At 65.4% G+C, this 24,644-nt stretch carries 22 protein-coding genes and 1 tRNA gene; 11 read left to right on the top strand and 12 right to left on the bottom strand.

Going from position 1 to position 24,644, the window contains the following annotated elements:
• From AC1DPF_RS14580 to AC1DPF_RS14570, 3 genes are all read left to right on the top strand, one after another.
• Positions 1–1,379 (top strand): calcium-binding protein (locus AC1DPF_RS14580; protein ID WP_477962063.1); only part of this gene is annotated, 1,379 nt, incomplete at its 5' end.
• A 297-nt stretch (positions 1,380–1,676) separates the two neighbouring features.
• On the top strand, positions 1,677–2,807 hold the full coding sequence (locus tag AC1DPF_RS14575; protein ID WP_477962061.1) for a calcium-binding protein: 1,131 nt from the start codon (positions 1,677–1,679) through the stop codon (positions 2,805–2,807).
• Between the two features lie 43 nt (positions 2,808–2,850).
• Positions 2,851–3,735, top strand: coding sequence for a hypothetical protein (locus AC1DPF_RS14570; protein WP_477962059.1), 885 nt, complete (start codon positions 2,851–2,853; stop codon positions 3,733–3,735).
• A 479-nt stretch (positions 3,736–4,214) separates the two neighbouring features.
• Here AC1DPF_RS14570 and AC1DPF_RS14565 read toward each other — a convergent pair.
• The 3 genes from AC1DPF_RS14565 to AC1DPF_RS14555 form a co-directional block, all read right to left on the bottom strand.
• Positions 4,215–4,301, bottom strand: a tRNA-Leu gene (locus tag AC1DPF_RS14565).
• Positions 4,302–4,415: 114 nt separating this feature from the next.
• Positions 4,416–5,516: a 6-phosphofructokinase gene (locus tag AC1DPF_RS14560; RefSeq protein ID WP_477962057.1), complete on the bottom strand. Its 1,101-nt coding sequence runs from the start codon at positions 5,514–5,516 to the stop codon at positions 4,416–4,418.
• Between the two features lie 133 nt (positions 5,517–5,649).
• On the bottom strand, positions 5,650–6,381 hold the full coding sequence (locus AC1DPF_RS14555) for a zinc-ribbon domain-containing protein (RefSeq protein WP_477871600.1): 732 nt from the start codon (positions 6,379–6,381) through the stop codon (positions 5,650–5,652).
• 97 nt (positions 6,382–6,478) lie between these two features.
• Between AC1DPF_RS14555 and ftsE the strand changes: the two genes are divergently transcribed.
• From ftsE to AC1DPF_RS14535, 4 genes are read left to right on the top strand one after another with little or no spacing between them, the layout of a single operon-like run.
• Complete coding sequence (gene ftsE, locus AC1DPF_RS14550; protein ID WP_477871598.1) at positions 6,479–7,192, top strand: cell division ATP-binding protein FtsE; 714 nt, start codon at positions 6,479–6,481, stop codon at positions 7,190–7,192.
• Positions 7,192–8,103 carry a cell division protein FtsX gene (locus AC1DPF_RS14545; RefSeq protein ID WP_477871596.1) on the top strand — a complete coding sequence of 304 codons (912 nt, stop codon included), beginning with the start codon at positions 7,192–7,194 and terminating at the stop codon, positions 8,101–8,103. Before ftsE ends, AC1DPF_RS14545 begins: the two co-directional genes overlap by 1 nt.
• Positions 8,100–8,633, top strand: coding sequence for a YdcF family protein (locus AC1DPF_RS14540; protein ID WP_477871594.1), 534 nt, complete (start codon positions 8,100–8,102; stop codon positions 8,631–8,633). The genes AC1DPF_RS14545 and AC1DPF_RS14540 overlap by 4 nt, the downstream gene beginning before the upstream one ends.
• Complete coding sequence (locus AC1DPF_RS14535; RefSeq protein WP_477871593.1) at positions 8,630–9,325, top strand: lysophospholipid acyltransferase family protein; 696 nt, start codon at positions 8,630–8,632, stop codon at positions 9,323–9,325. The genes AC1DPF_RS14540 and AC1DPF_RS14535 overlap by 4 nt, the downstream gene beginning before the upstream one ends.
• Positions 9,326–9,486: 161 nt before the next feature.
• Here AC1DPF_RS14535 and AC1DPF_RS14530 read toward each other — a convergent pair whose 3' ends face one another.
• The gene (locus AC1DPF_RS14530; protein WP_477871591.1) at positions 9,487–10,392 is read right to left on the bottom strand and encodes a prephenate/arogenate dehydrogenase family protein; all 906 of its coding nucleotides are present in this window, start codon (positions 10,390–10,392) and stop codon (positions 9,487–9,489) included.
• Entirely contained in the window at positions 10,392–11,495 is a 1,104-nt protein-coding gene (gene hisC, locus AC1DPF_RS14525) for a histidinol-phosphate transaminase (RefSeq protein WP_477962055.1), read from the bottom strand. Before hisC ends, AC1DPF_RS14530 begins: the two co-directional genes overlap by 1 nt.
• Positions 11,496–11,639: 144 nt before the next feature.
• On the opposite strand from hisC, the gene metX reads away from it, so the two are divergent.
• The 4 genes from metX to AC1DPF_RS14505 all read left to right on the top strand — a co-directional run bounded on the left by metX (position 11,640) and on the right by AC1DPF_RS14505 (position 15,755).
• Positions 11,640–12,779: a homoserine O-acetyltransferase MetX gene (gene metX / locus AC1DPF_RS14520; protein ID WP_477871587.1), complete on the top strand. Its 1,140-nt coding sequence runs from the start codon at positions 11,640–11,642 to the stop codon at positions 12,777–12,779.
• Positions 12,776–13,363: a methionine biosynthesis protein MetW gene (gene metW / locus AC1DPF_RS14515; protein ID WP_477962053.1), complete on the top strand. Its 588-nt coding sequence runs from the start codon at positions 12,776–12,778 to the stop codon at positions 13,361–13,363. Before metX ends, metW begins: the two co-directional genes overlap by 4 nt.
• An 88-nt stretch (positions 13,364–13,451) precedes the next feature.
• Complete coding sequence (locus tag AC1DPF_RS14510; protein ID WP_477962051.1) at positions 13,452–15,107, top strand: M28 family metallopeptidase; 1,656 nt, start codon at positions 13,452–13,454, stop codon at positions 15,105–15,107.
• A gap of 96 nt (positions 15,108–15,203) precedes the next feature.
• Positions 15,204–15,755 (top strand): fasciclin domain-containing protein, encoded by a 552-nt coding sequence (locus tag AC1DPF_RS14505; RefSeq protein WP_477871581.1) that lies wholly within the window; start codon positions 15,204–15,206, stop codon positions 15,753–15,755.
• 72 nt (positions 15,756–15,827) lie between these two features.
• On the opposite strand, the gene AC1DPF_RS14500 is transcribed toward AC1DPF_RS14505, so the two are convergent.
• The 7 genes from AC1DPF_RS14500 to nuoL form a co-directional block, all read right to left on the bottom strand.
• Positions 15,828–16,094, bottom strand: coding sequence for a DUF1467 family protein (locus AC1DPF_RS14500; RefSeq protein WP_477871579.1), 267 nt, complete (start codon positions 16,092–16,094; stop codon positions 15,828–15,830).
• A 93-nt stretch (positions 16,095–16,187) separates the two neighbouring features.
• Positions 16,188–17,768, bottom strand: coding sequence for a ribonuclease J (locus tag AC1DPF_RS14495; protein ID WP_477962069.1), 1,581 nt, complete (start codon positions 17,766–17,768; stop codon positions 16,188–16,190).
• 140 nt (positions 17,769–17,908) lie between these two features.
• A complete protein-coding gene (locus AC1DPF_RS14490; RefSeq protein WP_477871577.1) occupies positions 17,909–18,694 on the bottom strand; it encodes a type III pantothenate kinase in 786 nt (261 codons plus the stop codon).
• A 29-nt stretch (positions 18,695–18,723) separates the two neighbouring features.
• A complete protein-coding gene (locus tag AC1DPF_RS14485; protein WP_477962067.1) occupies positions 18,724–19,383 on the bottom strand; it encodes a biotin--[acetyl-CoA-carboxylase] ligase in 660 nt (219 codons plus the stop codon).
• 185 nt (positions 19,384–19,568) lie between these two features.
• Entirely contained in the window at positions 19,569–21,002 is a 1,434-nt protein-coding gene (gene nuoN, locus AC1DPF_RS14480) for an NADH-quinone oxidoreductase subunit NuoN (protein WP_477871772.1), read from the bottom strand.
• A 9-nt stretch (positions 21,003–21,011) separates the two neighbouring features.
• The gene (locus AC1DPF_RS14475) at positions 21,012–22,535 is read right to left on the bottom strand and encodes an NADH-quinone oxidoreductase subunit M (RefSeq protein ID WP_477962049.1); all 1,524 of its coding nucleotides are present in this window, start codon (positions 22,533–22,535) and stop codon (positions 21,012–21,014) included.
• A gap of 4 nt (positions 22,536–22,539) precedes the next feature.
• On the bottom strand, positions 22,540–24,621 hold the full coding sequence (nuoL, locus tag AC1DPF_RS14470; protein ID WP_477962047.1) for an NADH-quinone oxidoreductase subunit L: 2,082 nt from the start codon (positions 24,619–24,621) through the stop codon (positions 22,540–22,542).
• Positions 24,622–24,644: the final 23 nt, after the last annotated feature.

Genomic DNA, 24,644 nt, shown 5'->3' with positions numbered 1-24,644 from the left:
CTTCAGGCGCTGGGATCGACACGGTCCAGACCGCATCTACCGCCATAACATTGGAAAACTGGGCCAATGTCGAGAACCTGACCTATACCGGCTCAAGCGCCTTCACCGGCTATGGCAATGCATCCAACAACGTCATTACCGGCGGGATCGGCAACGACACTCTGCTAGGAGGTGCCGGTGCCGATACATTGAACGGCGGCGGAGGGACTGACACGGCCAGCTATTATTATGCGAACGCCGCAATCACCATCAACCTCGATAGCGGAGTCAACAGCGGCGACGCGGCCGGCGACATCTATAGCAGTATCGAACGGTTTCGGGGATCAAATTTTGGCGATCTGTTCGTCGGGACGGCAGCCGCCAACGAATTTGATGGCTCCGGCGGTACGGACATCATGAGCTATGCTAATGCGAGTTCTGGCGTCACGATTAACCTGACGACCGGAATGCACGGTGGGTATGCCGCCGGCGATATTCTCACCTCCATCGAGGTGTTCCGGGGCAGCGACTTCGCCGACAGTCTCACTGGCAACTCCGGATCGAACGTGTTCATCGGTGGAGCGGGAGCCGACGCATTTGATGGCCAAGGCGGAAATGACGGCGTTTGGTACGCCGACAGCGCAACGGCGGTTACGGTTAATCTCGCAACGGGATCGGGCAGCGGCGGCGATGCCGCTAGCGACACTTACATCTCGATCGAAAATGTCATTGGCTCGAGCGGCGACGACGTGATCACCGGCGATGTCTCAGCGAACATGCTCGAAGGCAGCTTGGGCAATGATACTATCTACGGTGGTGACGGAAATGACATCATCTATGGAAACCGCGGTACAGATACCGGCGCATTGGCCATTGCCGCGGGCTCGTCCGTACACTCGGATTCGATTTCCGGCGGCAATGGTGCCGATACAATCTATAGCAGCGGCAATGATACGGGCACGGCCGCCCATGGCGATGCGGGAAATGACATCATCACGTTGAGCGCCGGAACGGCCTATGGCGATGCCGATGCTGATACGCTCACAGGTACAGGCTCTTTCTTCATTCTCGCCGGTGGTACTGGCGCTGATCGTCTCAACTTGAATGGCGGTGGTTACGCATTTGGCGACGAAGATGGCGATAGCTACTATGTAAGCAGCTATGACACGTGCCTTATCGAGGATGCCGGTGTCTCAGGCGTTGACCACGTCTATCTATCGAACGTTGCCAACATCGCCGATGTCGTAGCTTACCAGATTGGTACCGACCTATACATTACCAACCAGGCTGATGATGCCGACACCTCGCATGACTCGGGCGTCCTACTATACAACTGGTTCGCAGGATCTAACACGATAGAGGTGTTTCACGCAGCAGATGGCAGTACGTTTTCATTCTGAGGATATGAGCCGGGCTGCCCCTGCAGCCCGGCTGGACACCTTATTGAGATGTAAAATCTAGGTTCACAAGATGGAGAGGCCGTGGTCATTTTCGGATCGGGTTCTTTACCACGGAGTCCGCGGGAAATTTCCCAACTGCGATGCGATCCTCTTGCGGTTTGTTTTTTACAGCCGACTTTGCTGAGCTTGCGATCAGCTCTCACTTGCTGATTTATTTATAAATCGTTACGGATACGGTTCTATTTCCATCTTCTGGACGCAACGAACCGGATCCCTGTAACTCAAGAAGGAGCTAAGGTGTCGATAATCACTGCAGGTAGTTCGCTCAATCTCAGGATCGACGACCTTACTCGGGACAATCCCACCACTCACGTATTGGTATCGGCAACATCAACAGCCATTCGCTACCATAACGGGGATGGCTTCGATTTCGAAGTAATCGGTAGTAACCTTACCGCGAATGGGTATTTTGAGGGGGAGGTTACGGCAATAAAGATTTACTCTGGGTCCAGTTTGATCGTAACCATAGATAATACGAATAGCGCGCATTCTGTTTTGCAAACCTATCAAAATGTGGGTTCCGGGAAGATTGTTGATGGGATTTTGAAAGGAGCCAATGTCATATTTGGGGGCATTGGAGATGATTATCTTCGCAGCGGTAGTGCGTATTTCCCACTTAGTGTCGGAGAAAGTCCCAACCCCGATATCGTCTATGGCGGTGCCGGGAGCGACACGATCGTTGGCGATATGGGGAACGACCATCTTTACGGCCAGTCTGCCAATGGCGGCGTAGACGGTGCCGACCTAATAGTCGGTTTAGCAGGCTCCGATTATATTCAGGGAAACGCCGGAAATGACACGCTTCGCGGCGGCGATGGATCGGATCGTATCCAAGGCGGTCGAGACGAGGACAGCATTCAAGGGGATGCTGGTAACGATACGATCAACGGCAATCTTGGCGCTGATACGATCACTGGTGACGACGGCAGCGATTATCTTCGCGGCGGCCGGGGTGACGATGTGATCTCAGGCGCCGACGGCGACGACATATTGTCCGGAGATCTCGACGCCGATACGATGACCGGCGGCGCCGGCGTCGATCTGTTCATGTTCGGCGGTAATGCCGCGATCTTCAACGGCGCGGCCCCCGATCAGATATGGGATTTCCAGCATGGCAGCGATCATCTTGCCGTAGGCTATGCAGTGCAGGCGTTGTTGAAGAGTAGCGCGCAGCCGAGCTTCGCATCGGCGGCGGCGGCAGCGCAGCAACTGTTCGACGGCCATGCAGGGGCGGACGAAGTCGCGGTGGTGCTCGTCGGCACGGACAGCTATCTCTTCTATTCGAGCAACAACGGCACGGCCGCCGACTCTGCCGTCCGGCTGTCGGGCGTCGATGCGAACCTGCTGTCGCTCGCGGATTTCCAGTAGGCAAGGGTGCGGCGCGCATCGAGGTTCACAGGGGGAATAAAAGATGAAGCGTATAGTCATTCTCGCAATGGTCGCGTGTGCTCCCGCATTGATGGCGCAAACGACTGTTCCGCAAAAACCGGCCAGCGCAGCTCCGACATCGTCATCGGTCCCGGCGACAACCATCGTCTTTTCGGAAAAAGGCGCGAACGGGATGAGCGACCTTCCCATGGGCGTTCATCGCATTCCCGACAGCAACGTCGTCGTCTCGGGGTATCAGGGCGGCGGTGGGATCGGGATGCTGTTCGGCGTGGTGGGTATGCTGGTGCAGAGTTCGATCAACGCCGATACCGGCACGGGCAAGGTCCGCAGTGTCGAGGATGATCTGCGCTTCGACGTCCGGGCAAGGGCGATCGACATGACCAACACGATCATGGCGAGCGACAGGTTCCGCACGGCCTTCACGCTCGCGCCCCAGCCGGGCGGCAGCACGATGGAGGTGACGCCGTATGTCGTGCTCACGTTTGTCAAAAAGACCGACGACCTCCGTCCCTATATCGTGCTGAAGACGAAAATAACGGACGGCACAACCGGCGACAAAGGCAAGGCGATCAAGTATTTCTGCTGCGAAGGTAAACCGGAGTCGCTAGCAGGCCTGACCGGAAATAGCGGCGCTCGCCTGAAGGAACTCCTAACAGCCGAGCTAGAAACCGCCGTCAACGTAATGCTGCTCGATCGTTCGCAGCCTTTTCCGCGGAACGATGAGGCCAAACTCGACATCAACGGCCTGCTACCGTTCATCGGCAAGCCTTTGAAGTGGAGAGGTTTCGATCTGGGCCGCTACAAGGATTACAGTATGGTCGAGTTCCGTGGCGGGATGCTCGTCTTCTCGGGCGTGAATATCGTCGAGCCCGGTGGACTAGAAATCGTGCCCTTCGTTAAGAAATGAAAGCCGATACTGCAACTGTCCGAAGCCGGATCGACCGGGCGATGCAGGAAACGCTCGGTCACACCGGTATTCAGATCACGGTGAAAGCTTACACGCCGGCATCGACGGTGCTGTGATCCTAACCCACGAACCAAGTCCGATTTCAGAAACCGCCCGCCCAGACATGGATGGGCGCTTTTGCCGTAAGCCGTCATATAACTGGGTAGCCGGAACGACTGCCTCGTCCCAGAAGCAGACTTCGGAATACGAGGGCTACCACGCAGTCCGCCGAGAACTCTCAAACCGCACTGGCAGAATCATGCGGTCAGTTTTTTGGAGGGGCGAGACTGTGGAGAGAAAAGGCCGGAATCGGGCCGATAATCAGAGACCAAACTGGCTTCAGGCGTGTCGACCGAACGCCAAAATCGGCGCGGAATTGCGCCAATTTTGCCGTGCCCCCGAAGGGAAAATCCAGTCATTCCAAAAACTTGCGGACTGTTTGGTGCGGTCGAGAAGACTCGAACTTCCACGGCCTTTCGGCCACAACGACCTCAACGTTGCGCGTCTACCAGTTCCGCCACGACCGCACACCGAGTAGAATCCCGGCGGGCCGGGATGCTGGTAGGCGCGTGCCACTAGCAAAGCGGACAGAGGCGCGCAATGGGCTATCTTTGCCGCGGCCCGGCGGGCCTGCGCTGCGGTCAGTAGAGAAACATCGGCATGCCCTCGACATGCGTCAGCTTCGGCCGATAGCGCGCGGCATCGTACAGCGCTGCGACATCGACAATCTTCGTGCCGCCGAGCAGCGTATCGATCGGGACGCTGGCATAGTTGCCGTCCCGCAGCGCCAGCATGCATCCGGTCTCCTTCGCCTCGATCTTGCGGACCGCAAGGCCCCCGAAGGCGAAGCCTACCATGCGGTCGAGCGCATCCGGATCGCCCGAGCGCATCAGATAGGCGAGCTGCTGGACGATGGTGCCCTGCCCCGTCTGCTCCTCGATCAGCAGCGCCAGCCGCCGGCTGACCGCCTGCTCGCTGCGCCGGGTCGCCGACAGCTGGCGTTCGCCGGCCGCCGCTGCGTCGCCGGTCAGCGTGGCGCCCTCGGAGATCACGCACATCGCATAGGCGCCGGGCCGGCTGCGGCGGTCCTCGACCAGCAGCGGCAGCAGCAGCTCCGGATCGGCGGGCACCTCGGCGATGACGGTGCGATCGACCTGGGCGAGAAAGCCGGCCAGCAGCGCGGTCTCGCCCGAGCGGCGGCCGAACAGCTCGACGACGGCGATCCGCTCATGGCTCTCCGCGGTCGTGCGCAGCGCGTTGATCGCGTCGACCGAGCGGGTGATCGCCGTGGAAAAGCCGATGCAATAGTCGGTGCCGAACACGTCATTGTCCATCGTCTTGGGGATTGAGACCACCGGGAAGCCCTGCGTCGACAGATGGGCCGAGAAGCGCAGCGTGCCGTCGCCGCCGAGCGTGATCAGCGCGCCGACGCCAAGCGCATCGAGCACGCCCAGGACATGCGCGGTCTGGTCGCCGCCGGGCGCAGTGCGCGGATCGGTGCGCGAGGTGTGCAGCATCGTGCCGCCGACCCGGTCGATCCCGCGCACCGCCTCGCGGTCGAGCACGACGCTGTGCGCGGCGATGCTGTCGGTATCGGCGGGGTCGATCTCCAGGAAACCCTGCCAGCCGCGCTTGAACCCGATGACGTCCCAGCCGCGGTCGAGCGCCGACAGCGTGATCGAGCGGATACAGGGATTAAGGCCCGGCACGTCGCCGCCGCCGGTAAGAACACCTATTCGCATGTCATCACGTCCTCAAGGGCACATCGTCATTCCAGCGAAAGCTGGAATCTCTCTGCCTGCTCCGTTCTGGCGAAGAAAAGCGAGATTCCAGCGTTCGCTGGAATGACGGAGAAAGGGTCAGCCGAACTTCGGCTTAGCTGCCGGTCGGACCTATGAAGCTCAGATGGAGATTCTTGGCTCCCCGCGGGATGTCGACCGCCGCGCTGTCGAACTCGGCCGAGGCGCCGGGGGCGAGCATCGGCACCGGGCGGGTGATCGTCCAGCTATAGACGGTGCGGCCCTGGGTATCGCGCAGCTCGGCGCGAATATCCCGGACGGTTTGCGGAATGTCGGTCGGATTGACGATCCGGCCGGTCACCGCCAGCAGCTCATTGCCGCTCGCGGTTTCGCGCCGGTCCGGCTTGCGGGTCATCTCGATCACCAGCGGCACCGGCGCCGGGGTGATGCCGAGCCGCTCGGCGAGCTTGTCGGGACCGACCGCGACCACCGCGCCGATCGCAGCCAGCAGCAGCAGCGCCACGATCACCGACAGGATGGTCAGCAGCTTGCCGATATTGCGGCGCGGCCGCGCCACGACCATGTCGTGGATCGGCGCTACTTCGCCGGGTCCGTCATAGCGCGCCTGGACCTGGTCCTCCGGCTGCTCGGTGCCGGGGACCGCGGGCGGCGGCACTGGTTCGACCGTGGCCGCCGGCGGCGCAGCCGAGACGTCGAACAGGTCGCGGGCCGCGGCGGGATCGACCGGCGCCGGTTCCTGGAACCAGCTGTGCCGGCAATTTGCGCAGCGCACCTGGCGGCCGGACGCGCCGACGGCTGAGTCGGGTACGAGATAGCGGGTCTGGCAGGCGGGGCAGGACAGGATCATTGGTGCCGACCCTAACCCCGACCGGACTCCCGCTGCAAGCATTTGCGGGCACGCGATGGCTGTGCCATGGCGAGGGCATGCGGAAGGAGCGGATCCGATGAGGCCGGGGGCCGCCAACATCGTCCAGTTCGAGAATGTCGGGCTGCGCTACGGCGTCGGCACGGAGACGCTCAGCGACATCAGTTTCAGCCTGGCGGCAGGCGCCTTCTACTTCCTCACCGGCCCCTCCGGCGCCGGCAAGAGCTCGCTGCTGCGGCTGATCTATCTCGCCCAGCGCCCGAGCCGCGGCCTGATCCGGATGTTCGGCGAGGATGTCGTCACCCTGCCGCGCGCGCGCATCCCCGGTTTCCGCCGCCGGATCGGCACGGTCTTCCAGGACTTCCGGCTGATCCCGCACCTGTCGGCTTATGAGAATATCGCGCTGCCGCTGCGCGTGAACGGCGTGGCCGAGGCCGATATCGACACGCCCGTGCGCGAGATGCTCGAATGGGTTGGCCTGTCGGGTCGCGCCCATGCCAAGCCCGCAACGCTGTCGGGCGGCGAGCAGCAGCGGGTCGCGATCGCCCGGGCGGTGATCGGCCGGCCGGAAATCCTGGTCGCCGACGAGCCGACCGGCAATGTCGATCCGGAGATGGCGGAGCGGTTGCTCTACCTGTTCGAGGCGCTCAACAAGCTCGGCACCACCATCCTGGTCGCAACCCACGACCTACACCTCGTCCCCCGCGTCGATGATGCACAGATCATCCGGCTCGACAAGGGCCGGCTGTCCGATCCCACCGGCGCGCTGCGCTACCCGCCGAAGCGCGGCTGATGGCGTTGTTCGGCAGGGGATCGGGCCACTGGCTGACCAGCGCCGCCGGCCGCAGGCTGCTGCCCGAGGGCTGGCTCTCGGGGCCGATGCCATGGGTGATCGCGATCATGATGTTCCTGATGGTGCTGGCCGCCGCCGCCGGGCTGGCGCTGGGCTTCGCCGCGCGCGGCCTTGACGATCATATGTCAGGCCAGATCACCATCCAGATCGTCGATGCGAACAAGGCGCGGCGCGACGATGCCGCCGCCCGGATCGCCGCGGCGGTCGGGAAACTGCCCGGCGTCGTCTCGATCCGCCGCATCGGCGACGCGGAGATCACCGAGCTGCTCCAGCCCTGGCTCGGTGCCGGCCTTGCCGACAACGACCTGCCGGTGCCGGCGATGATCGACGTCGCCTTCGCCCCTGCCGCGGACCGCGGCATCGAGAAAGCGGGCGCGGTGGTGCATGCGATCAGTTCGCGCGCACGGATCGACGCGCATGCGCAGTGGCTGGCGCCGCTCGCCGGACTGATCGCATCGCTGCGCTGGCTCGCCGGCGTGCTCGTGCTGCTAATGGCGGCGGCGGCGGCCTTCACCGTGGTGCTCGCCGCTCGCGCCGCGCTGAACACGCACCAGGCGACCATCGACGTGATGCACCATCTCGGCTCGAGCGATGCGCAGATCGCGAGCCTGTTCCAGCGCCGCATCGCCACCGACGCGCTGTTCGGGAGCCTGGTCGGCCTGCTGCTCGCCAGCCTGGTGATCTACGCGGTCGCTGATCGCATCGCCGAGGTCGGGTCCGACCTGCTCGGATCGGTCGAGCTGCCGCCGGTCGCCTGGGCGATACTCGGGCTGCTGCCGATCGCCGGCACCTTGCTGGCGATGGTCGCGGCACGGCTCACGATCATCGTCGCATTGAGGCGCCGGCTATGATCGTCCGCCCCCTCGCCCTGGGCCTGCTGCTGTGGATCGCCGGATTCATGGCCTTCGCGCTGTTCCTGCCCCAGCCGGCCGCCAACGGGATCGCGACCGACGGCATCGTCGTGATGACCGGCGGGCGCGGGCGGGTGGAGCGCGGACTCGCGCTGCTGGCCGAGAAGCGCGCGCAGCGGCTGCTGATCTCCGGGGTCGACCGCCGGGTCCGGCCGCAGGAGATCGCCGTCCAGTTCAAGGCGGCGCCTGCGCTGGTCGACTGCTGCGTCGATCTCGGCCACGAGTCGGTCGATACCCGCTCCAATGCCGAAGAGGCGGCCGGCTGGATCGCGCGCAACCGCTACCGGTCGATCCGGCTGGTCACTTCCGACTGGCACATGGTACGCGCCCGCTACGACCTGGAAACGATGACGGCCGACGACCTCACCGTCGTGGCCGATGCGGTGCCGACCGAACCCGGGCTGGTCGACCTGGTGCGGGAATATAACAAATATCTGCTGCGGCGGATCGCGGGGCTTATCGGAATATGATCACGGCGCTGCGCTCGGCCTTGTTCGCGCTCATCTTCTATCCCGGCACGCTGATCGCGGTGCTGAGCGCCTTCCCGCTGGTGCCGGCGGGGTCACGGGTGCTGCGGCGCCACGCGATGATCTGGGGCGGCTTCCACCGCTGGTGCGCGCGCCTGCTGCTCGGCATCCGCACCCGCATCGAAGGCGACGTGCCCTTGGGCCCCTATCTGTTCGCCTCGAAGCACCAGTCGATGTTCGAGACGCTCGACCTGCTGGTGATCATCGACGATCCGGCGGTGGTGCTGAAGCGCGAGCTGGCGGACATGCCGCTGTTCGGCCAGGTGGCGAAGCGCGCGGGCGTGATCCCGGTCGACCGGTCGGGATCGGCCAAGGCCCTGCGCCGGATGATGCGCGCCGCGATCGACGCGCGCGACAGCGGCCGCTCGATCCTGATCTTTCCCGAGGGCACCCGTGTCGCCCCCGGCGAGCAGCCGCCGCTCCAGCCGGGTTTCGCCGGCCTCTACAAGCAGCTCAAGATCCCGGTGGTGCCGATCGCGCTCGACAGCGGGCGCCTCTGGGGCCGCAACAGCTTCCTCAAGCGGCCCGGCGTGGTGACGATGCGCTTCGGCGAACCGATCCCGCCCGGCCTGCCCCGCGCCGAGATCGAAGCACGGGTCCATGCGGCGATCAATGTTCTGGAGATCATCACCTGAGCCGCTCCTGAACAGGAGCGGGAGCTTAGACCCGAAACCGTTCACCTGAATCGTCATCCCAGCGAAAGCTGGGATCTCACTTCTTGCTACCCTGTTGAAGACAAGGGAGATTCCAGCTTTCGCTGGAATGACGCAGCGGTTCGATGTGGATGAGCTCGAGCCTAGTGCGACCGCCCGAAATCCGCTGCGGCGTCGTCCTGGCCCTGCTCGATGATCGAGCGCCGCACCGCGCGGGTGCGGGTGAACAGCTCGAACAGCGCATCGCCGTCGCCCCAGCGGATCGCGCGCTGCAAGGCGGTCAGGTCCTCGGAGAAGCGCTGCAGCATTTCGAGCACCGCATCCTTGTTCGACAGGAACACATCGCGCCACATTGTCGGATCCGACGCGGCAATGCGGGTGAAGTCGCGGAAGCCGCCCGCCGAATATTTGATCACCTCGCTCTGGGTGACCTCCTCCATGTCTGACGCGGTGCCGACGATGGTGTAGGCGATCAGGTGCGGCAGGTGGCTGGTCACCGCGAGCACCAGGTCATGGTGCTTGGGGTCCATCGTCTCGACATTGGCGCCGATCCTGCGCCAGAATTCCTCGACTCGCTCGACTGCCAGCGGATCGGCGCCCTCGGGCGGCGTGACGATGCACCAGCGGCCGTTGAACAGGGTCGCAAAGCCCGCCTCGGGGCCGCTATTCTCGGTGCCCGCGACCGGGTGGGCGGGGATGATCGTGGCGCGCGGCAGCGCTTCGGCCAGCGCGGCGAGCACGCTCGCCTTGGACGAGCCGACATCGCTGACGATCGCCTCGGGCGGCAGGTCGTCGGCGATCTCGGCGCCGACCGCGCCCATCACGCCGACCGGCACGCACAGGATCACCAGGTCGGCATCGACCACCGAGGCGCCGGCGGTGTCGGTGACATCATCGACGAAGCCAAGCTCGACGGCGCGCTCGCGCACGTCCGAGCTGGCATCATGGCCGGTCAGCCGCACGGTCGGCATCGTCGCCTGCACCGCGCGCGCGATCGACGAGCCGATCAGCCCCAGCCCGATGATGGTGACCCGCGCGAAGGGCAGCATCAGCCCGCCGCCTCGACGAGCCGGCGCAGTGCCGCGGTCAGGCCGGTGATCTCGTCCTCGGTGCCGATCGTGATGCGCAGGCCGTGCGGCAGGCCCTGTCCCGGCAGCCAGCGGACGATGTACCCCGCCTCCATCAGCCCATGATAGGCGGTTTCGGCGGTCAGCTTGCCCTCGAACAGCACCAGCGAGAAGTTGGCCTTGCTCGGCACAGCGCGCAGGCCCTTGTTGCCGAGACTGGCGATTTCGCCCTCGAACCAGGCGCGCCATTGCAGGTTATGCGCGCGGCTGTTCTCGACGAAGGCGGTATCGCCGAGCGCGGCGATCGCCGCCATCTGCCCGGCGGTCGTGACGTTGAACGGCGCGCGGATCTTGTGCAGCGCCTGGATGACGCCGGCCGCAGCATAGCCCCAGCCGATCCGCTCCGCGGCAAGCCCGTAGATCTTCGAGAAGGTGCGGGTGACGAGCACATTATGCTTGTCGCGGGCGAGCGCCAGCGCACCGTCGGCATCGGCGGGTTCGAGATATTCGGCATAGGCCTGGTCGATCACCAGCAGGCAGTCCGCCGGGACCGCCGCATAGAGCCTCGCGATATCCGACGCCGGCGAGTAGGTGCCGGTCGGATTGTTCGGATTGGCCACGAAGATCACCCGCGTGCGCGGCGTGATGTGCGCGATCAGCGCATCGATATCGGTGGCATAATCCTTGTCGGGAGCGACGACCGGTTCGGCTCCGACCCGGCGCGCCGCGATCGGATAGACCGAGAAGCCATAGCGCACGAACAGCACTTCGTCGCCCTGCCCGGCATAGGCACCGGCGGCGAGGTGGAGGATCTCGTCCGAGCCGGTGCCATAAATGACGCGCGCGGGATCGAGGCCGTTTGCGGCGGCGATCGCCTCGCGCAGGTCCGCCGCCGATGCGTCGGGATAGCGGTCGAGCGAGGCGGCGCCGGCGATGAAACCGGCGCGCGCGGCGGCGCTGGTGCCGAGCGGGTTTTCGTTGGAGGATAGCTTGGCCACCTTGCGGCCGTCATCGGTGGTCGACCGCCCCGGCACATAGGGCGCGATCGCATCGATCCATGGCTTGGGCGCGAGCGTCTGTGTCATGGAGCTGCGCTTTAAGGGCGATGCGGGGCGGCTGCAATGGCGGGCTGTCCGTCCGGCTTTCCTCGTCATTCCCGCGAATGGCGGGAAGACGGCAGGGGAAGCAGCGTTGACAGCCCCCGAGCCCCGTCCTAGCCCCCAACCCCCATGACCGACGACAGCCGTTTCGGCCTTGCCCGTTCCGTGACCTTGGCCGGCCCGCTGCGGCTGGACGGCGGCACGCGGCTGTCACCGGTCGAGATCGCCTATGAAACCTATGGCGCGCTGAACGCCGACCGCTCCAACGCGATCCTGATCTGCCACGCGCTGACCGGCGACCAGCATGTCGCCTCGACCCATCCGCGGACCGGAAAGCCGGGCTGGTGGACGCGGATGGTCGGCGCCGGCAAGCCGATCGATCCGGCGCGCCACTTCATCATATGCGCCAATGTGCTCGGCAGCTGCCTCGGCAGTTCGGGGCCGGCGAGCATCGATCCGAAGACCGGCGCCCCCTTCGCGATGCGCTTCCCGGTGATCACGATCCGCGACATGGTCCGCGCGCAGGCGATGCTGCTCGATCATCTCGGCGTCGATACGCTGAGCGCCGTCGTCGGCGGCTCGATGGGCGGCATGCAGGTGCTGCAATGGGCCGCGACCTATCCGGATCGCGTCCGCTCGGCCGTCGCCATCGCCAGCGCGGCGCGCCATTCGGCGCAGAACATCGCCTTTCACGAGGTCGGCCGCCAGGCGATCATGGCCGACGCCAAGTGGCGCGGCGGCGACTATTATGCCGACAATGACCCGCCCGCGGCGGGGCTCGCCGTGGCGCGCATGGCGGCGCACATCACCTATCTGTCGGAAGCGGGGCTGACCGAGAAATTCGGCCGGCGGCTCCAGGCGCGCGCCAACAACAAGAATGGCGTCAAGAGCTTCGGGTTCGATGCCGATTTTCAGATCGAATCCTATCTGCGCCACCAGGGGATCAGCTTCGTCGATCGCTTCGACGCCAACTCCTACCTCTATATCACCCGTGCGATGGACTATCTCGACATTGCCGAGGAGCATGATGGGCTGCTCGCCAACGCCTTCCGGGGCGCGGCGACGCGCTTCTGCCTGGTCAGCTTCGACACCGACTGGCTGTATCCGACCGCGGAATCGCGCGCGATCGTTCATGCCCTCAACGCCGCGGGTGCGCCGGTCAGTTTCGTCGAGCTGAGCTCGCCCTTCGGCCACGACTCCTTCCTGCTCGACGTTCCCGAGCTCAACCGCGTCGTCGACGGCTTCCTGCGCGCGGGAGAGAATCGGTGAGCGTGCTGCGCCCCGATCTCGCGATCATCGCCGATCATGTCCGCAGCGGCGCGCGGGTGCTCGACGTCGGCTGCGGCGACGGCGAGCTGATGGACGTGCTGCGCACCAAGGGCTGCGACGCGCGCGGCATCGAGATCGATCCGGCCAATGTCTCGCGGGCGGTCGGGCGCGGCCTGTCGGTCGTGCAGGGCGATGCCGATGCCGACCTCGTCAACTATCCCGACAACGCGTTCGACTATGCGATACTCAGCCAGACGCTGCAGACCGCGCGCGCGCCCGACAAGGTGCTGACCGAGCTGATGCGGATCGGCCGCCACGCCTTCGTGTCCTTCCCCAATTTCGCCTATTGGCGGGTGCGGCTCAGCCTCGCCTGGGGCGGGCGGATGCCGGTGACGCCGGCGCTGCCGGTAAGCTGGTACGAGACGCAGAACATCCACCAGCTGACGATCGACGACTTCCGTGCCTTCGTGAAGGAGCGCGGCATCACCGTCGAGCAGGCCTGGTTCCTGACCGGAACGCGCCGGCGCGGCGACGCCGCGGCGAACCTGCGCGCCGAACATGCGGTATTCCTGCTGAAGCGGTAACGCGATGCCGTGTTACCGGCCTAACACTGGACAACAGCACCGCCGCTGATAGTTTCCGACGAAACCATTCAGCCAGGGGCACCTGCTCATGAAATTGTCTTCGGTCACCGGATCGCTCGCCGCCGCCGCGCTGCTCGGGGCGCCGCTCGCCGCGCAGGGGGTGGTCCCGGTCTTCACCGCCGAACAGGTCCGGGCCACGATAGGCTTCCTGTCGGACGACCTGCTCGAGGGACGCGACACCGGCAGCCGCGGCCATGAGATCGCCGCGCGCTATGTCGCCAGCCGGTTCGAGGCGCTGGGCCTGCAGCCGGGCGGCGACGACGGCAGCTGGTATCAGCGCATCACCCTGCAGCAGACCGACCGCGGCGAAACGCCGGGCACGCTGACCGTCACCGGGCGCGGCGGCGCTACGCAGAGCTGGAAACATGCCACCGACGTGCTGATCGGCGTCAGCGCCAACGAACCGCATCTCGACCTGTCGGCGCCGCTGGTCTTCGTCGGCTATGGCATCGACAACAAGCGGCTGGGCATGAACGACTATGCCGGGCTCGATGTGAAGGGAAAGATCGTCGTCTCCCTGCGCGGCTTTCCCAAGGGCATGCCGGGCGAGGAGGCGGCGCATGCCGCCGCCACCAAGCGCCAGGCCGCACAGGCCCATGGCGCGATCGGCATGGTCTCGATCGGCACCATGATTTCGATGAAGACACGGCCCTGGGCGCAGATGGTCCACTTCGCCGACGAACCCGATTTCACCTGGGTCGGCAAGGACGGCAAGGCGTTCGACGAAGCGCCGAAGATCAGGATCGGCGCGTCGCTGAACGAGCCCGCCGCGCAGGCGGCCTTCGCCGGCGCACCGCAGACGCTGGCGGCGATCCGCGCCGTCGCCGATCGGGCCGGCGGGCGGCCCCGGGGCTTCCCGCTGAAGACCAGCATGCGCATCCAGGTCGACAACGTGACGAAGCGGGTGAGCAGTCCCAATGTCGTCGCGATCCTGCCCGGCAGCGATCCGGTGCTGAAGGCCGAATATGTCATCCTGTCGGCGCATCTCGATCATATCGGCATCACCCCGCCGCGGCCCGGCGACACGCCGGACACCGACCGGATCAACAACGGCGCGCTCGACAATGCGGCCGGCATCGCGACCATGCTCGAAGTGGCTCGCGCCAGCGCTTCGGCATCCGATCGCCCGCGCCGCTCGATCATCTTCCTCGCCTCGACCGGCGAGGAAAAGGGCCTGCTCGGCGCCGATTATTATGCGCGCCATCCATCGGTGCCGATCGCCGCGATCGTCGGCAATGTCGATCTCGACATGCCGCTGCTGCTCTACCGCTTCACCGACGTGACCGCATTTGGCGCAGACCATTCGACCCTGGGGCCGATCGTCGCCAGGGCGGTCGCGCCGATGGGGATCACGCTGTCGCCCGATCCGATGCCCGAGGAGAGCATCTTCGTCCGATCCGACCATTATATGTTCGTCAGGCAGGGCGTCCCCGCTGTGTTCCTCGCCACCGGCTTCGCCAATGGCGGCGGCAAGGCGTGGCGCAAATTCCTGTCGGGCGCCTATCATCATCCCGACGACGACATGAATCAGAAGATCGACTGGGAGTCCGCCGCCCGCTTCGCCGAGGCCAATTACCGGATCATGCGGGCGATGGCCGATGCCGACAGGCCGCCCTCATGGTATGACAAGGACTTCTTCGGCGACACCTTCGCGCCCGGCGCGCCGCGGGCGCCCCGGCCCTGAAGCAGCAGCGGCGAAGATGACCGCGCAACCGTTCGGAGCGTGATGCCGTATCTCGGTCGTATCCACCCCCCGGATACACTCTCCAAAGGATGCCCAATGAGAAAACAGACCCTCCTGTCGCTGGTCGGCGCCGCCATGCTGATGAGCGGCACCGTCGCGTTCGCCGAGAATCCGATGGTCGGCGGCGCCGCGATGTATCCGGCCAAGGACATCATCGACAATGCCGTCAATTCGAAGGACCACACCACCCTGGTCGCCGCGGTGAAGGCGGCCGGCCTGGTCGAGACGCTGAAGGGCGCGGGGCCGTTCACCGTGTTCGCGCCGACCAACGCGGCCTTCGCCAAGCTCCCGGCGGGCACGGTCGAGACGCTGGTCAAGCCCGAGAACAAGGCGACGCTCACCACGATCCTGACCTATCACGTCGTTCCCGGCCGGATGACGGCAGCGGACATCGCGGCCGACGCGGCGGCGCATGGCGGCAAGGCGACGCTGACCACCGTTCAGGGTGAGACGCTGACCGCGTGGAAAGGCGGCGACGGCGCCTGGTATCTGACCGATGCCAAGGGCGGCAAATCGAAGATCACCATCGCCAATGTCATGCAGGCGAACGGCGTCATCCATGTCGTCGACACGGTGCTGATGCCCTGAGCCTGTTGCTGACCGCCAGTTGCGCGAAGCATCGAAAAGCCCTCCCCGCGTCGCCCGCGGGGAGGGCTTTCGTCATTTGGCCCAGAGCGTCATGTCGAAATCGTCGGCGGTGATCCAGCCGTTCGAATAGTTGACGAAGAACAGCACGAACAGCACGGCTGACAGGATCGTCGTCCACAACACCGTGCGGCCCACCGAAAAACGCGGCGTCGCGCTCTCGACCTGGCCGGGCACATGCGCCTCGGGCTCCTCGCTGGAGCGAAGCCGGAAGGGCAGCACCAGGAACAGGCAGCCCCACCAGAAAAGAACGTAGATCGCGGCGATCGAGCTGAGTTTCATTGCTGCACCTTGCACACCTTGCCTGGCTCATCTTGGGAGCCTGCGCTTCATCCCATCACAGCCATCCTGGGTGAGATGAGCAGACGGGATTTCTCACACCCGGATGATCGACACCTCGACGACCGGCTTCTTGCCCGTCCAGGCGGTTGCGCGGCGGCGCACCGCAAGGCGGATCGATTCGCGCAGCTTGGCCTCATCGCGACCGCCGTTGGCCGCCGCTTCCGCCGCAGCGTCTCGCGCCTCGTCGAGGAAGTCGGCGCGATCCTCCTCCACCGGCAGGCCCTGCAGGAGGATCGCCGGATCGCCCTTCAGGTTACCGCGGCCGTCGATCGCGACGGTCACGCCGATCAGGCCATATTGGGCGACCCGCCGCCGCTCGTTGATCGTGGTGCCGTCCGCCGGCAGGATGACGTCGCCGTCGAGCACCAGCCGGCCGACCCGCTCCTGGCCGATCGCGCGCGGCCCATCGGGAGCCAGCCGCACCACCGTGCCGTTCGACTGGACGATGCCCTTGGGCACGCCCTGCGCCTTGGCGAAACGGGCCTGCTCGGCCATGTGGCGAAGCTCGCCATGGACCGGCAGCATGATCTCCGGACGGATCCACTTGTACATCTGGGCAAGGTCAGGGCGGCCGGGATGGCCCGAGACATGAACCTCGGCCTGCCGTTCGGTCACCATGATGACCTTCTTGGCGGCCAGCGCATTCTGGATGCGGCCGATCGCCAGCTCGTTACCGGGGATCTGCTTCGACGAGAAGACCACCGTGTCGCCTGCCGACAGCTTGATCGGATGGCTGTCGAACGCGATCCGCGACAGCGCGGCGCGCGCCTCGCCCTGGCCGCCGGTGGCGATGATCATCACCTCGCGACCCGGCAGCTTCATCGCCTCCTCGACGCTGATCGTCGGCGGGAAGCTCTTGAGATAGCCGCTCGACTTGGCGACGCGGATGATGCGGTCGAGCGAGCGGCCCGAGACGCACAGCTTGCGGCCGGTGTCCTTGGCAACCTCGCCCAGCGTCTGCACTCGCGCCGCGTTCGAAGCGAAGGTGGTGACCAGCACGCGCGCCTCGCAGGCGCCGATCACCTCGTCGAGGCCCTTGCGGACATCCGCCTCGGAGCCGGCGGCTTCCTCGTTGAATACATTGGTCGAATCGCAGACCAGCGCGAGGATGCCCTTGTCGCCGATCGCAGTGAGCTCCTCACCGGTCGACGGCACGCCGAGCAGCGGCTGCTCATCGATCTTCCAGTCGCCGGTGTGGAAGATGCGGCCATGGGGCGTGTCGATCAGCAGCGCATTGCCCTCGGGGATCGAATGGGCCAGCGGCACATAGGTGAAGCCGAACGGCCCGAGCTGGAAGCTGCCCTCATTGTCGATGATGTTGAGCTCGACCTTGCCGGCGATGCCCTCTTCCTCGAGCTTGCCGCGGATCAGCTCCGCTGTGAACGGCGTCGCATAGAGCGGCACGCCGAGATCGGCCGCGAGATAGGGAATCGCGCCGATATGATCCTCATGGCCATGGGTCAGCACGATGCCGAGCAGATCGTCGGCGCGCTCCTCGATAAAGGCGAGATCGGGCAGGATCAGCTCGACGCCTGGATAGCCGGGATCGGCAAAGGTCAGGCCGAGATCGACCATCACCCATTTGCCCTGGGTGCCGTAGAGATTGACGTTCATGCCGATCTCGCCGGAGCCGCCAAGCGCCAGGAAGAGCAGTTCGTTACCGGGTTTCGTCACGTGGAGATGTGTCCAATCCTATCAGGCGGTTCCGGCAGACGGACGTCTGCCGACCGAAAACCGCGGTAAAGCCAATGCTGCTATTTCCTGTCGCCCTGCCGCGCGTATAATATGCCGAGGCCCTGGATCGTCAGGTCGGACTCGATGCTGTCGAACACGCTGCTGTGGCGTTCGAACAGGGTGGCCAGGCCGCCTGTGGCGACAACCTTGGCCGGGCGGCCCACTTCGCTCTTGATGCGGGCGACCAGCCCTTCGATCATCGCGACATAGCCGAAATAGATGCCGATCTGCATCTGGTCCTGCGTGGTTCGGCCGATCACGCTGCTGCTGGCCGGCGCTTCGATCGCGATGCGCGGCAGCTTCGCGGCGGCCGCGACCAGCGCATCGAGCGACAGGTTGATGCCGGGCGCAATGATCCCGCCCTTATAGGCGCCCGAATAATCGACCAGGTCGAAGGTCGTCGCCGTCCCGAAGTCGATCACGATCAGGTCGTCCTGATAGAGCTTGTGCGCCGCGATCACGTTGACGACCCGGTCCGCGCCGACGCTCTGCGGCTCGTCCACGTCCAGGACGATCCCCCACTCGACCGGCGCACGACCCGCAACCAACGCATCGACGCCGAAATATTTGGACGCGAGCACCTCCAGATTGTGCAGGGCCCGCGGCACCACCGTCGCGATGATGACCGCTGTGATCGCCGACCGTTCATAGCCTTCGAGGCTCAGCAGCTGGTGAAGCCAGACCGCATATTCGTCCGCGGTGCGGCGCGCGTCGGTGGCAATCCGCCAGCGCGCCTTGATCGCGCCGTCTGCATCGAGCAGCGCGAACACGATATTGGTATTCCCCGCGTCGATCGCAAGCAACATAGTCGGTCGAATCCCCTGTTCGGCGCGCGCTATAGCAGGAAAATGTCGCCTGCGTGCACTACATGGATTCGGCCGTCGGCAGCCCTCAGGCGAAGGGCTCCGTCACCTTCGAGCCCGTCATAGAGGCCTTCGAGCGTGCCTTCCAGCGAGCGGACGCTGAGCGCGGTTCCCGGCGGGTGGGCACGGGCGTGCCAGCGCGCGAGCACCACGCCCAGGCCCTCGTTGCGCCAGCGCGCCAGCCAGCCGGCGAAACTCGCCGCCAGATCGGCGACGAAGTCGCCCGGGTCGGGGGCGGACAGCCCCAGCGCCGCCAGGCTGGTCGCCGGGCGATCGACGGCCTCGGGGTGATGGGCGAGGTTGACGCCGATGCCAACGACCACGGCGTCGTCGACGCCTTCGAGCAATATGCCGGAGATCTTGGCCCCATCGGCAAGCAGGTCGTTCGGCCATTTGATCATCAGCCTGTCCGCGCCGAGCCAGCCCTGCAGCAGCGCATCGAGTGCCACCGCCGCGACCAGCGCCAGCGTCGGAGCGGACGGATCGCCGGCCATGCGCCGCACCAGCGTGCTCGCATAAAGATTGCCAGGCGGCGAGACCCAGTGCCGCCCTTGCCGCCCGCGCCCGCCTTGCTGGCTGTCGGCGCGCAGCCACGCCCCCTCGGGCACGCCATCGCGAGCAAGCGCAGCCATGTCGTCATTGGTCGAGGCGGTGACGGCGACGTGGCGGATCAAGGGGTTGCTCACAGCTGCCCCTTATCCGTCTGGTTCGAGCGAAGTCGAGAACCCGATCCGAGCGAACAGCGAGGAGCCCCCACATTCGTTCGGAGGTGCGCTTCGACTTCGCTCAAGGAAAGCGGAGCCGCTCGCGGGCATGCTCAGAACAGCGATCGCGCCGCCGCCATGCTGGTGGCGTCGAGCAGCGGGATCGCCAAATAGCCGAGCGGCGAGACCGCCAGCGCGGACAGGACGATCAGCCCGCCTTCGATCTTCGACGCCGAAGGCGCATAGTCCGCCGCGGGATCATCGAAGTACATCGTCTTGACGATCTTGAGATAATAGAAGGCGCCGATCACCGAAGTGGCGATGCCGATCATCGCCAGCGGCCAGAAGCCGGCCCGCACCAGCGCGTCGAACACCAGGAATTTCGGCCAGAATCCGAACAGCGGCGGGATGCCGGCGAGGCTGAACATGAAGATCGCGAGCGCCGCGGCGAGACCGGGGCGCGAGCGCGACAGGCCCGACAGGCTGGCGATCGTCTCGATCGGTTCACCATCGGGTGCGCGCATCTGCAGCACGCAGATGAAGCTGCCGAGCGTCATCGCGACATAGACCGCCATATAGGTCATCGTCGCGGCGACGCCGTCGGCGGTGCCGGCCGCGAGGCCGAACAGCGCGAAGCCGACATTGTTGATCGACGAATAGGCGAGCAGCCGCTTGAAGTTGCTCTGCCCGATCGCCGCGACACCACCAAGGATCGTCGACGCCAGCGCCGAGAAGATCACGATCTGCCGCCAGCTGTCGGTGCCCGATCCCATCGCCTCGACCGCGACCCGCATCAGCAGCGCCATGCCCGCGACCTTGGGAGCCGAGGCGAAGAAAGCGGTGACCGGCGTCGGCGCGCCTTCATAGACATCGGGCGTCCACATGTGGAACGGCACCGCCGAGATCTTGAAGGCGAGGCCGGCGAACACGAACACCATGCCGAAGGCCTGGCCGACCGTCATGCCTTTGGCCAGCGAGTCCGAGATGCCGGCGAACAGCGTGGTGCCGGTGAAGCCGTAGAGCAGCGAGATGCCGTAGAGCAGGATGCCGCTCGCCAGCGCGCCGAGCACGAAATATTTGAGGCCCGCCTCGGCCGAGCGTCCGTCGCGGCGCATGAAGCTGGCCAGCACATAGGCCGAGAGCGACTGCAGCTCGAGCCCGACATAGAGGGTCAGCATGTCGCTGGCCGACACCATCATCCCCATGCCGACCGCGGAGAGCAGGATCAGGATCGGATATTCGGCGCGCAGCTGCCCGGCGCGGCCGAAGAAGCCCGGGGCGATGATCACCGACACGGCCGCGGCGATATAGATGAGCAGCTTGGCGAAGGCGGCGAAGCTGTCGGCCATGTACATCCCGTCGAAGCCCGGTCCGCCATTGCCGGCGGGTCCCAGCAGCGAGAAGCCGGCGGCGGCGAACAGCGCGACCGCGCCCCAGCCGATCGCGCGCGACAGGCCGTCGCCGCCGAACGCCGCGACCATCAGCAGCGCCATGGCGCCGAGCGACAGGATCAGTTCGGGCAGGGTGAGCGCGAGCGAGGCGGTCATCGGGATCATCTAGTGGGCCTCCGCATGCGCAGCGGCAGCAGGATGGGGGGTGCCGATCGCGACCTTGGCGTCGCTGTGCGGCGCAGTCGGCGCGAGCCGGGCGAGGATCGCACCGACATCGTTGCGCATCGGGGCGAGGAAGCTCTCCGGATAGACGCCCATCCAAAGCACGGCGAGGCCGAGCGGCACCAGCATCGCCAGTTCGCGTGCGGTCAGATCCGGCATCGCCGCGACATCGGCCTTGGTCAGCGCGCCATAGACGACGCGGCGGTAGAGGTAGAGCATATAGGCGGCGCCCAGGATGATGCCGGTTGTCGCGACGAAGGCGACCCAGCTCGAAATTTCATAGGCGCCGACCAGTGCCAGGAACTCGCCGACGAAGTTGCTGGTACCCGGCAGCCCGACCGACGCCATCGTGAACAGCAGGAACAGCAGCGCATATTTCGGCATGTTGTTGGCAAGCCCGCCATAGCGGCTGATCTCGCGGGTGTGCAGCCGATCGTAGATCACGCCGACGCACAGGAACAGCGCGCCGGAGACAAGGCCGTGGCCCAGCATCACCATCAGCGCGCCTTCGAGGCCTTGCCGGTTGAACGCGAACAGCCCGATCGTGACGAACGCCATGTGCGCGACCGACGAATAGGCGATCAGCTTCTTCATGTCCTCTTGGACCAGCGCAATCAGCGACGTGGCGACCACTGCGACCATCGACAGGCCCATCACGAGCCACATCAGCTCGGCGCTCGCGACCGGGAACATCGGCAGCGAGAAGCGGACGAAGCCATAGCCGCCCATCTTCAGCAGCACGCCCGCCAGGATCACGGAGCCCGCGGTCGGCGCCTGCACGTGCGCATCGGGCAGCCAGGTGTGGACCGGCCACATCGGCATCTTCACCGCGAACGACGCGAAGAAGGCGAGGAACAGCCAGGTCTGCGCCGAGGCCGGGAAGTCATAGGCCATCAGCGTCGGGATGTCGGTGGTGTCCGCCTGGTTCGCCATCCACAGCATCGCGATCAGCATCAGCACCGAGCCGAGCAGCGTGTAGAGGAAGAATTTGTAGCTGGCGTAGATCCGGTCGGCGCCGCCCCAGATGCCGATGATCAGGTACATCGGGATCAGCCCGGCTTCGAAGAAGATGTAGAACAGGAACAGGTCCTGCGCCGCGAACACGCCGATCATCAGCGTTTCCATCAGCAGGAAGGCGGCCATATATTCGGGCACGCGCTTCTCGATCGCATCCCAGGACGCGGCGATGCAGATCGGCATCAGGAACACCGACAGCACGATCAGCAGCAGGGCGATGCCGTCGATGCCGAGTGCCCAGGCGAAGCGCCCGAACAAAGCGACATGTTCGGTGAACTGCCATTGCGGGCCGCCGACTTCGTAGCGCGTCCACAAGATCACGCCGAGCAGCAGATCGAGCATCGTCGCGATCAGCGCGATCCAGCGCGCCGCTTTCGCTCCCGCGAACAGGCAGGCGAACGCCGCCAGCAGCGGCAGCGCGATCATCAGGGAAAGGATCGGAAAATCCATTGCGTCAGCCCACCATCGCCCAGGTCGCGGCGGCGGCGAGGCCGAGCAACATCACCAGCGCATATGTATAGAGATATCCGGACTGGGCGCGGCGCGCGAGCGCGCCCGTGCCCGACACCACGGCGGCGATGCCGTTCGGCCCGAAGCGGTCGATCGTGCCCTGGTCGCCCTTCTTCCACAGCACCCGACCGAGCCAGAAGGCCGGCACGACGAACAGCACATGGTAGAGTTCGTCGAAATACCATTTATGGAGCAGGAAATCGTACAGCACGCGGAACTGCGCGGTGAAGCGCGCCGGGATCGTGCGGTCGGCGATATAGGCCCAGTAGGCGATCAGGAAGCCGAGGATCATCACGATCGTCGCCGACAGCTTGGCGAGTTCGGGGATGCCATGCATCGCGTGCATCAGATGCTCGTTGAACGCGACGCTGCCCGCCCAGAAGGTCGCACCGCGCTCTGGATCGAGGAAGAAGGGCGCGAAAGACCAGCCGGCGAAGATCGCGCCGAGCGACAGCAACGCCAGCGGGATCAGCATCGTCGCCGGGCTCTCATGCGGATGATAGCCGGCATCGCCCTCGACCGTGTGGTGGTGGATAGCCTCGTCGGTGGAGGGCTCGTGGCCCGCATCCTCGGTTTCGGGATCGGCTTGCTGGTCATGACCGTGATGATGGCCATGGCCATGGGCGTCGTGCACCGCATGCTGGATATGCTCGGACCCCGCCCAGCGCGGCGTGCCGAAGAAGGTGAGGAAGACGAGCCGCCACGAATAGAAGCTGGTCAGCAGCGCCGCGAAGACGGCGACCGCGAAGGCGATGCCGCCCGACGATGAGCCGCTGGCGAACGCCGCCTCGATGATCGCATCCTTCGAGTAGAAGCCCGCGAAACCGAACAGGCCGGCCACGCCGACGCCGGTAATCGCCAGCGTACCCGCCATCATCGCCGCGAAAGTCCACGGAATCTTCCGCCACAGACCGCCATAATAGCGCATGTCCTGCTCATGGTGCATCGCATGGATCACCGACCCGGCACCGAGGAACAGCAGCGCCTTGAAGAAGGCGTGGGTGAACAGGTGGAACATCGCCGCGCCATAGGCGCCGACGCCCGCCGCCATGAACATGTAGCCGAGCTGCGAGCAGGTCGAATAGGCGATCACGCGCTTGATGTCGGTCTGGGTGGTGCCGACCGTCGCGGCGAAGAAGGCCGTGGCCGCGCCGACGAAGGTGACGACATGCATCGCGGTCGGGCTGACCTCGAACATCGGCGACAGGCGGCAGACCATGAACACGCCGGCCGTCACCATTGTCGCGGCATGGATCAGCGCCGACACCGGGGTCGGACCCTCCATGGCGTCGGGCAGCCAGGTGTGCAGGCCGAGCTGCGCCGACTTGCCCATCGCGCCGACGAACAGCAGCAGGCAGAGCAGGGTCATCAGATCGACGCGGTAGCCGAGGAAGCCGATCGAAGCGTCGGCATAGCCCGGGGCTGCGGCGAGGATCGCCGGGATCGACACGGTGCCGAACACCAGGAAGGTGCCGAAGATGCCGAGCGAGAAGCCGAAGTCGCCGACGCGGTTGACCACGAAGGCCTTGATCGCGGCGGCGTTGGCTGACGGCTTCTGATACCAGAAGCCGATCAGCAGATAGGAAGCGAGGCCGACGCCTTCCCAGCCGAAGAACATCTGCACCAGGCTGTCCGAGGTGACGAGCATCAGCATCGCGAAGGTGAACAGCGACAGATAGGCGAAGAAGCGGGGCTGGCTGTCGTCCTCCGCCATATAGCCCCAGCTGTAGAGATGGACGAGGCTCGAGACGCTCGTCACCACCACCAGCATCACGGCGGTCAGCGCGTCGACGCGCAGCGCCCAGTCGACCGACAGGTCGCCCGACTGGATGAAGGTGAGCACCGGGTGAACGCCCGCCGTCATGCTGCCGGTGAGGAAGCCGATGAAGATCGGCCAGCTCATCGCGCAGGACGCGAACAGCGCGCCGGTGGTGATCGTCTTGGCGACGACATTGCCGAGCATGCGGTTGCCCAGGCCCGCGACGATCGCCGCGAGCAACGGCAGGAAGACGATGGCAGTTATCATGCGGGCATTCCCCCACGCGTCAT

Source organism: Rhizorhabdus sp. P4_G6 (genome assembly GCF_056401045.1).
This window is presented reverse-complemented; position numbering and strand designations above follow the sequence as displayed.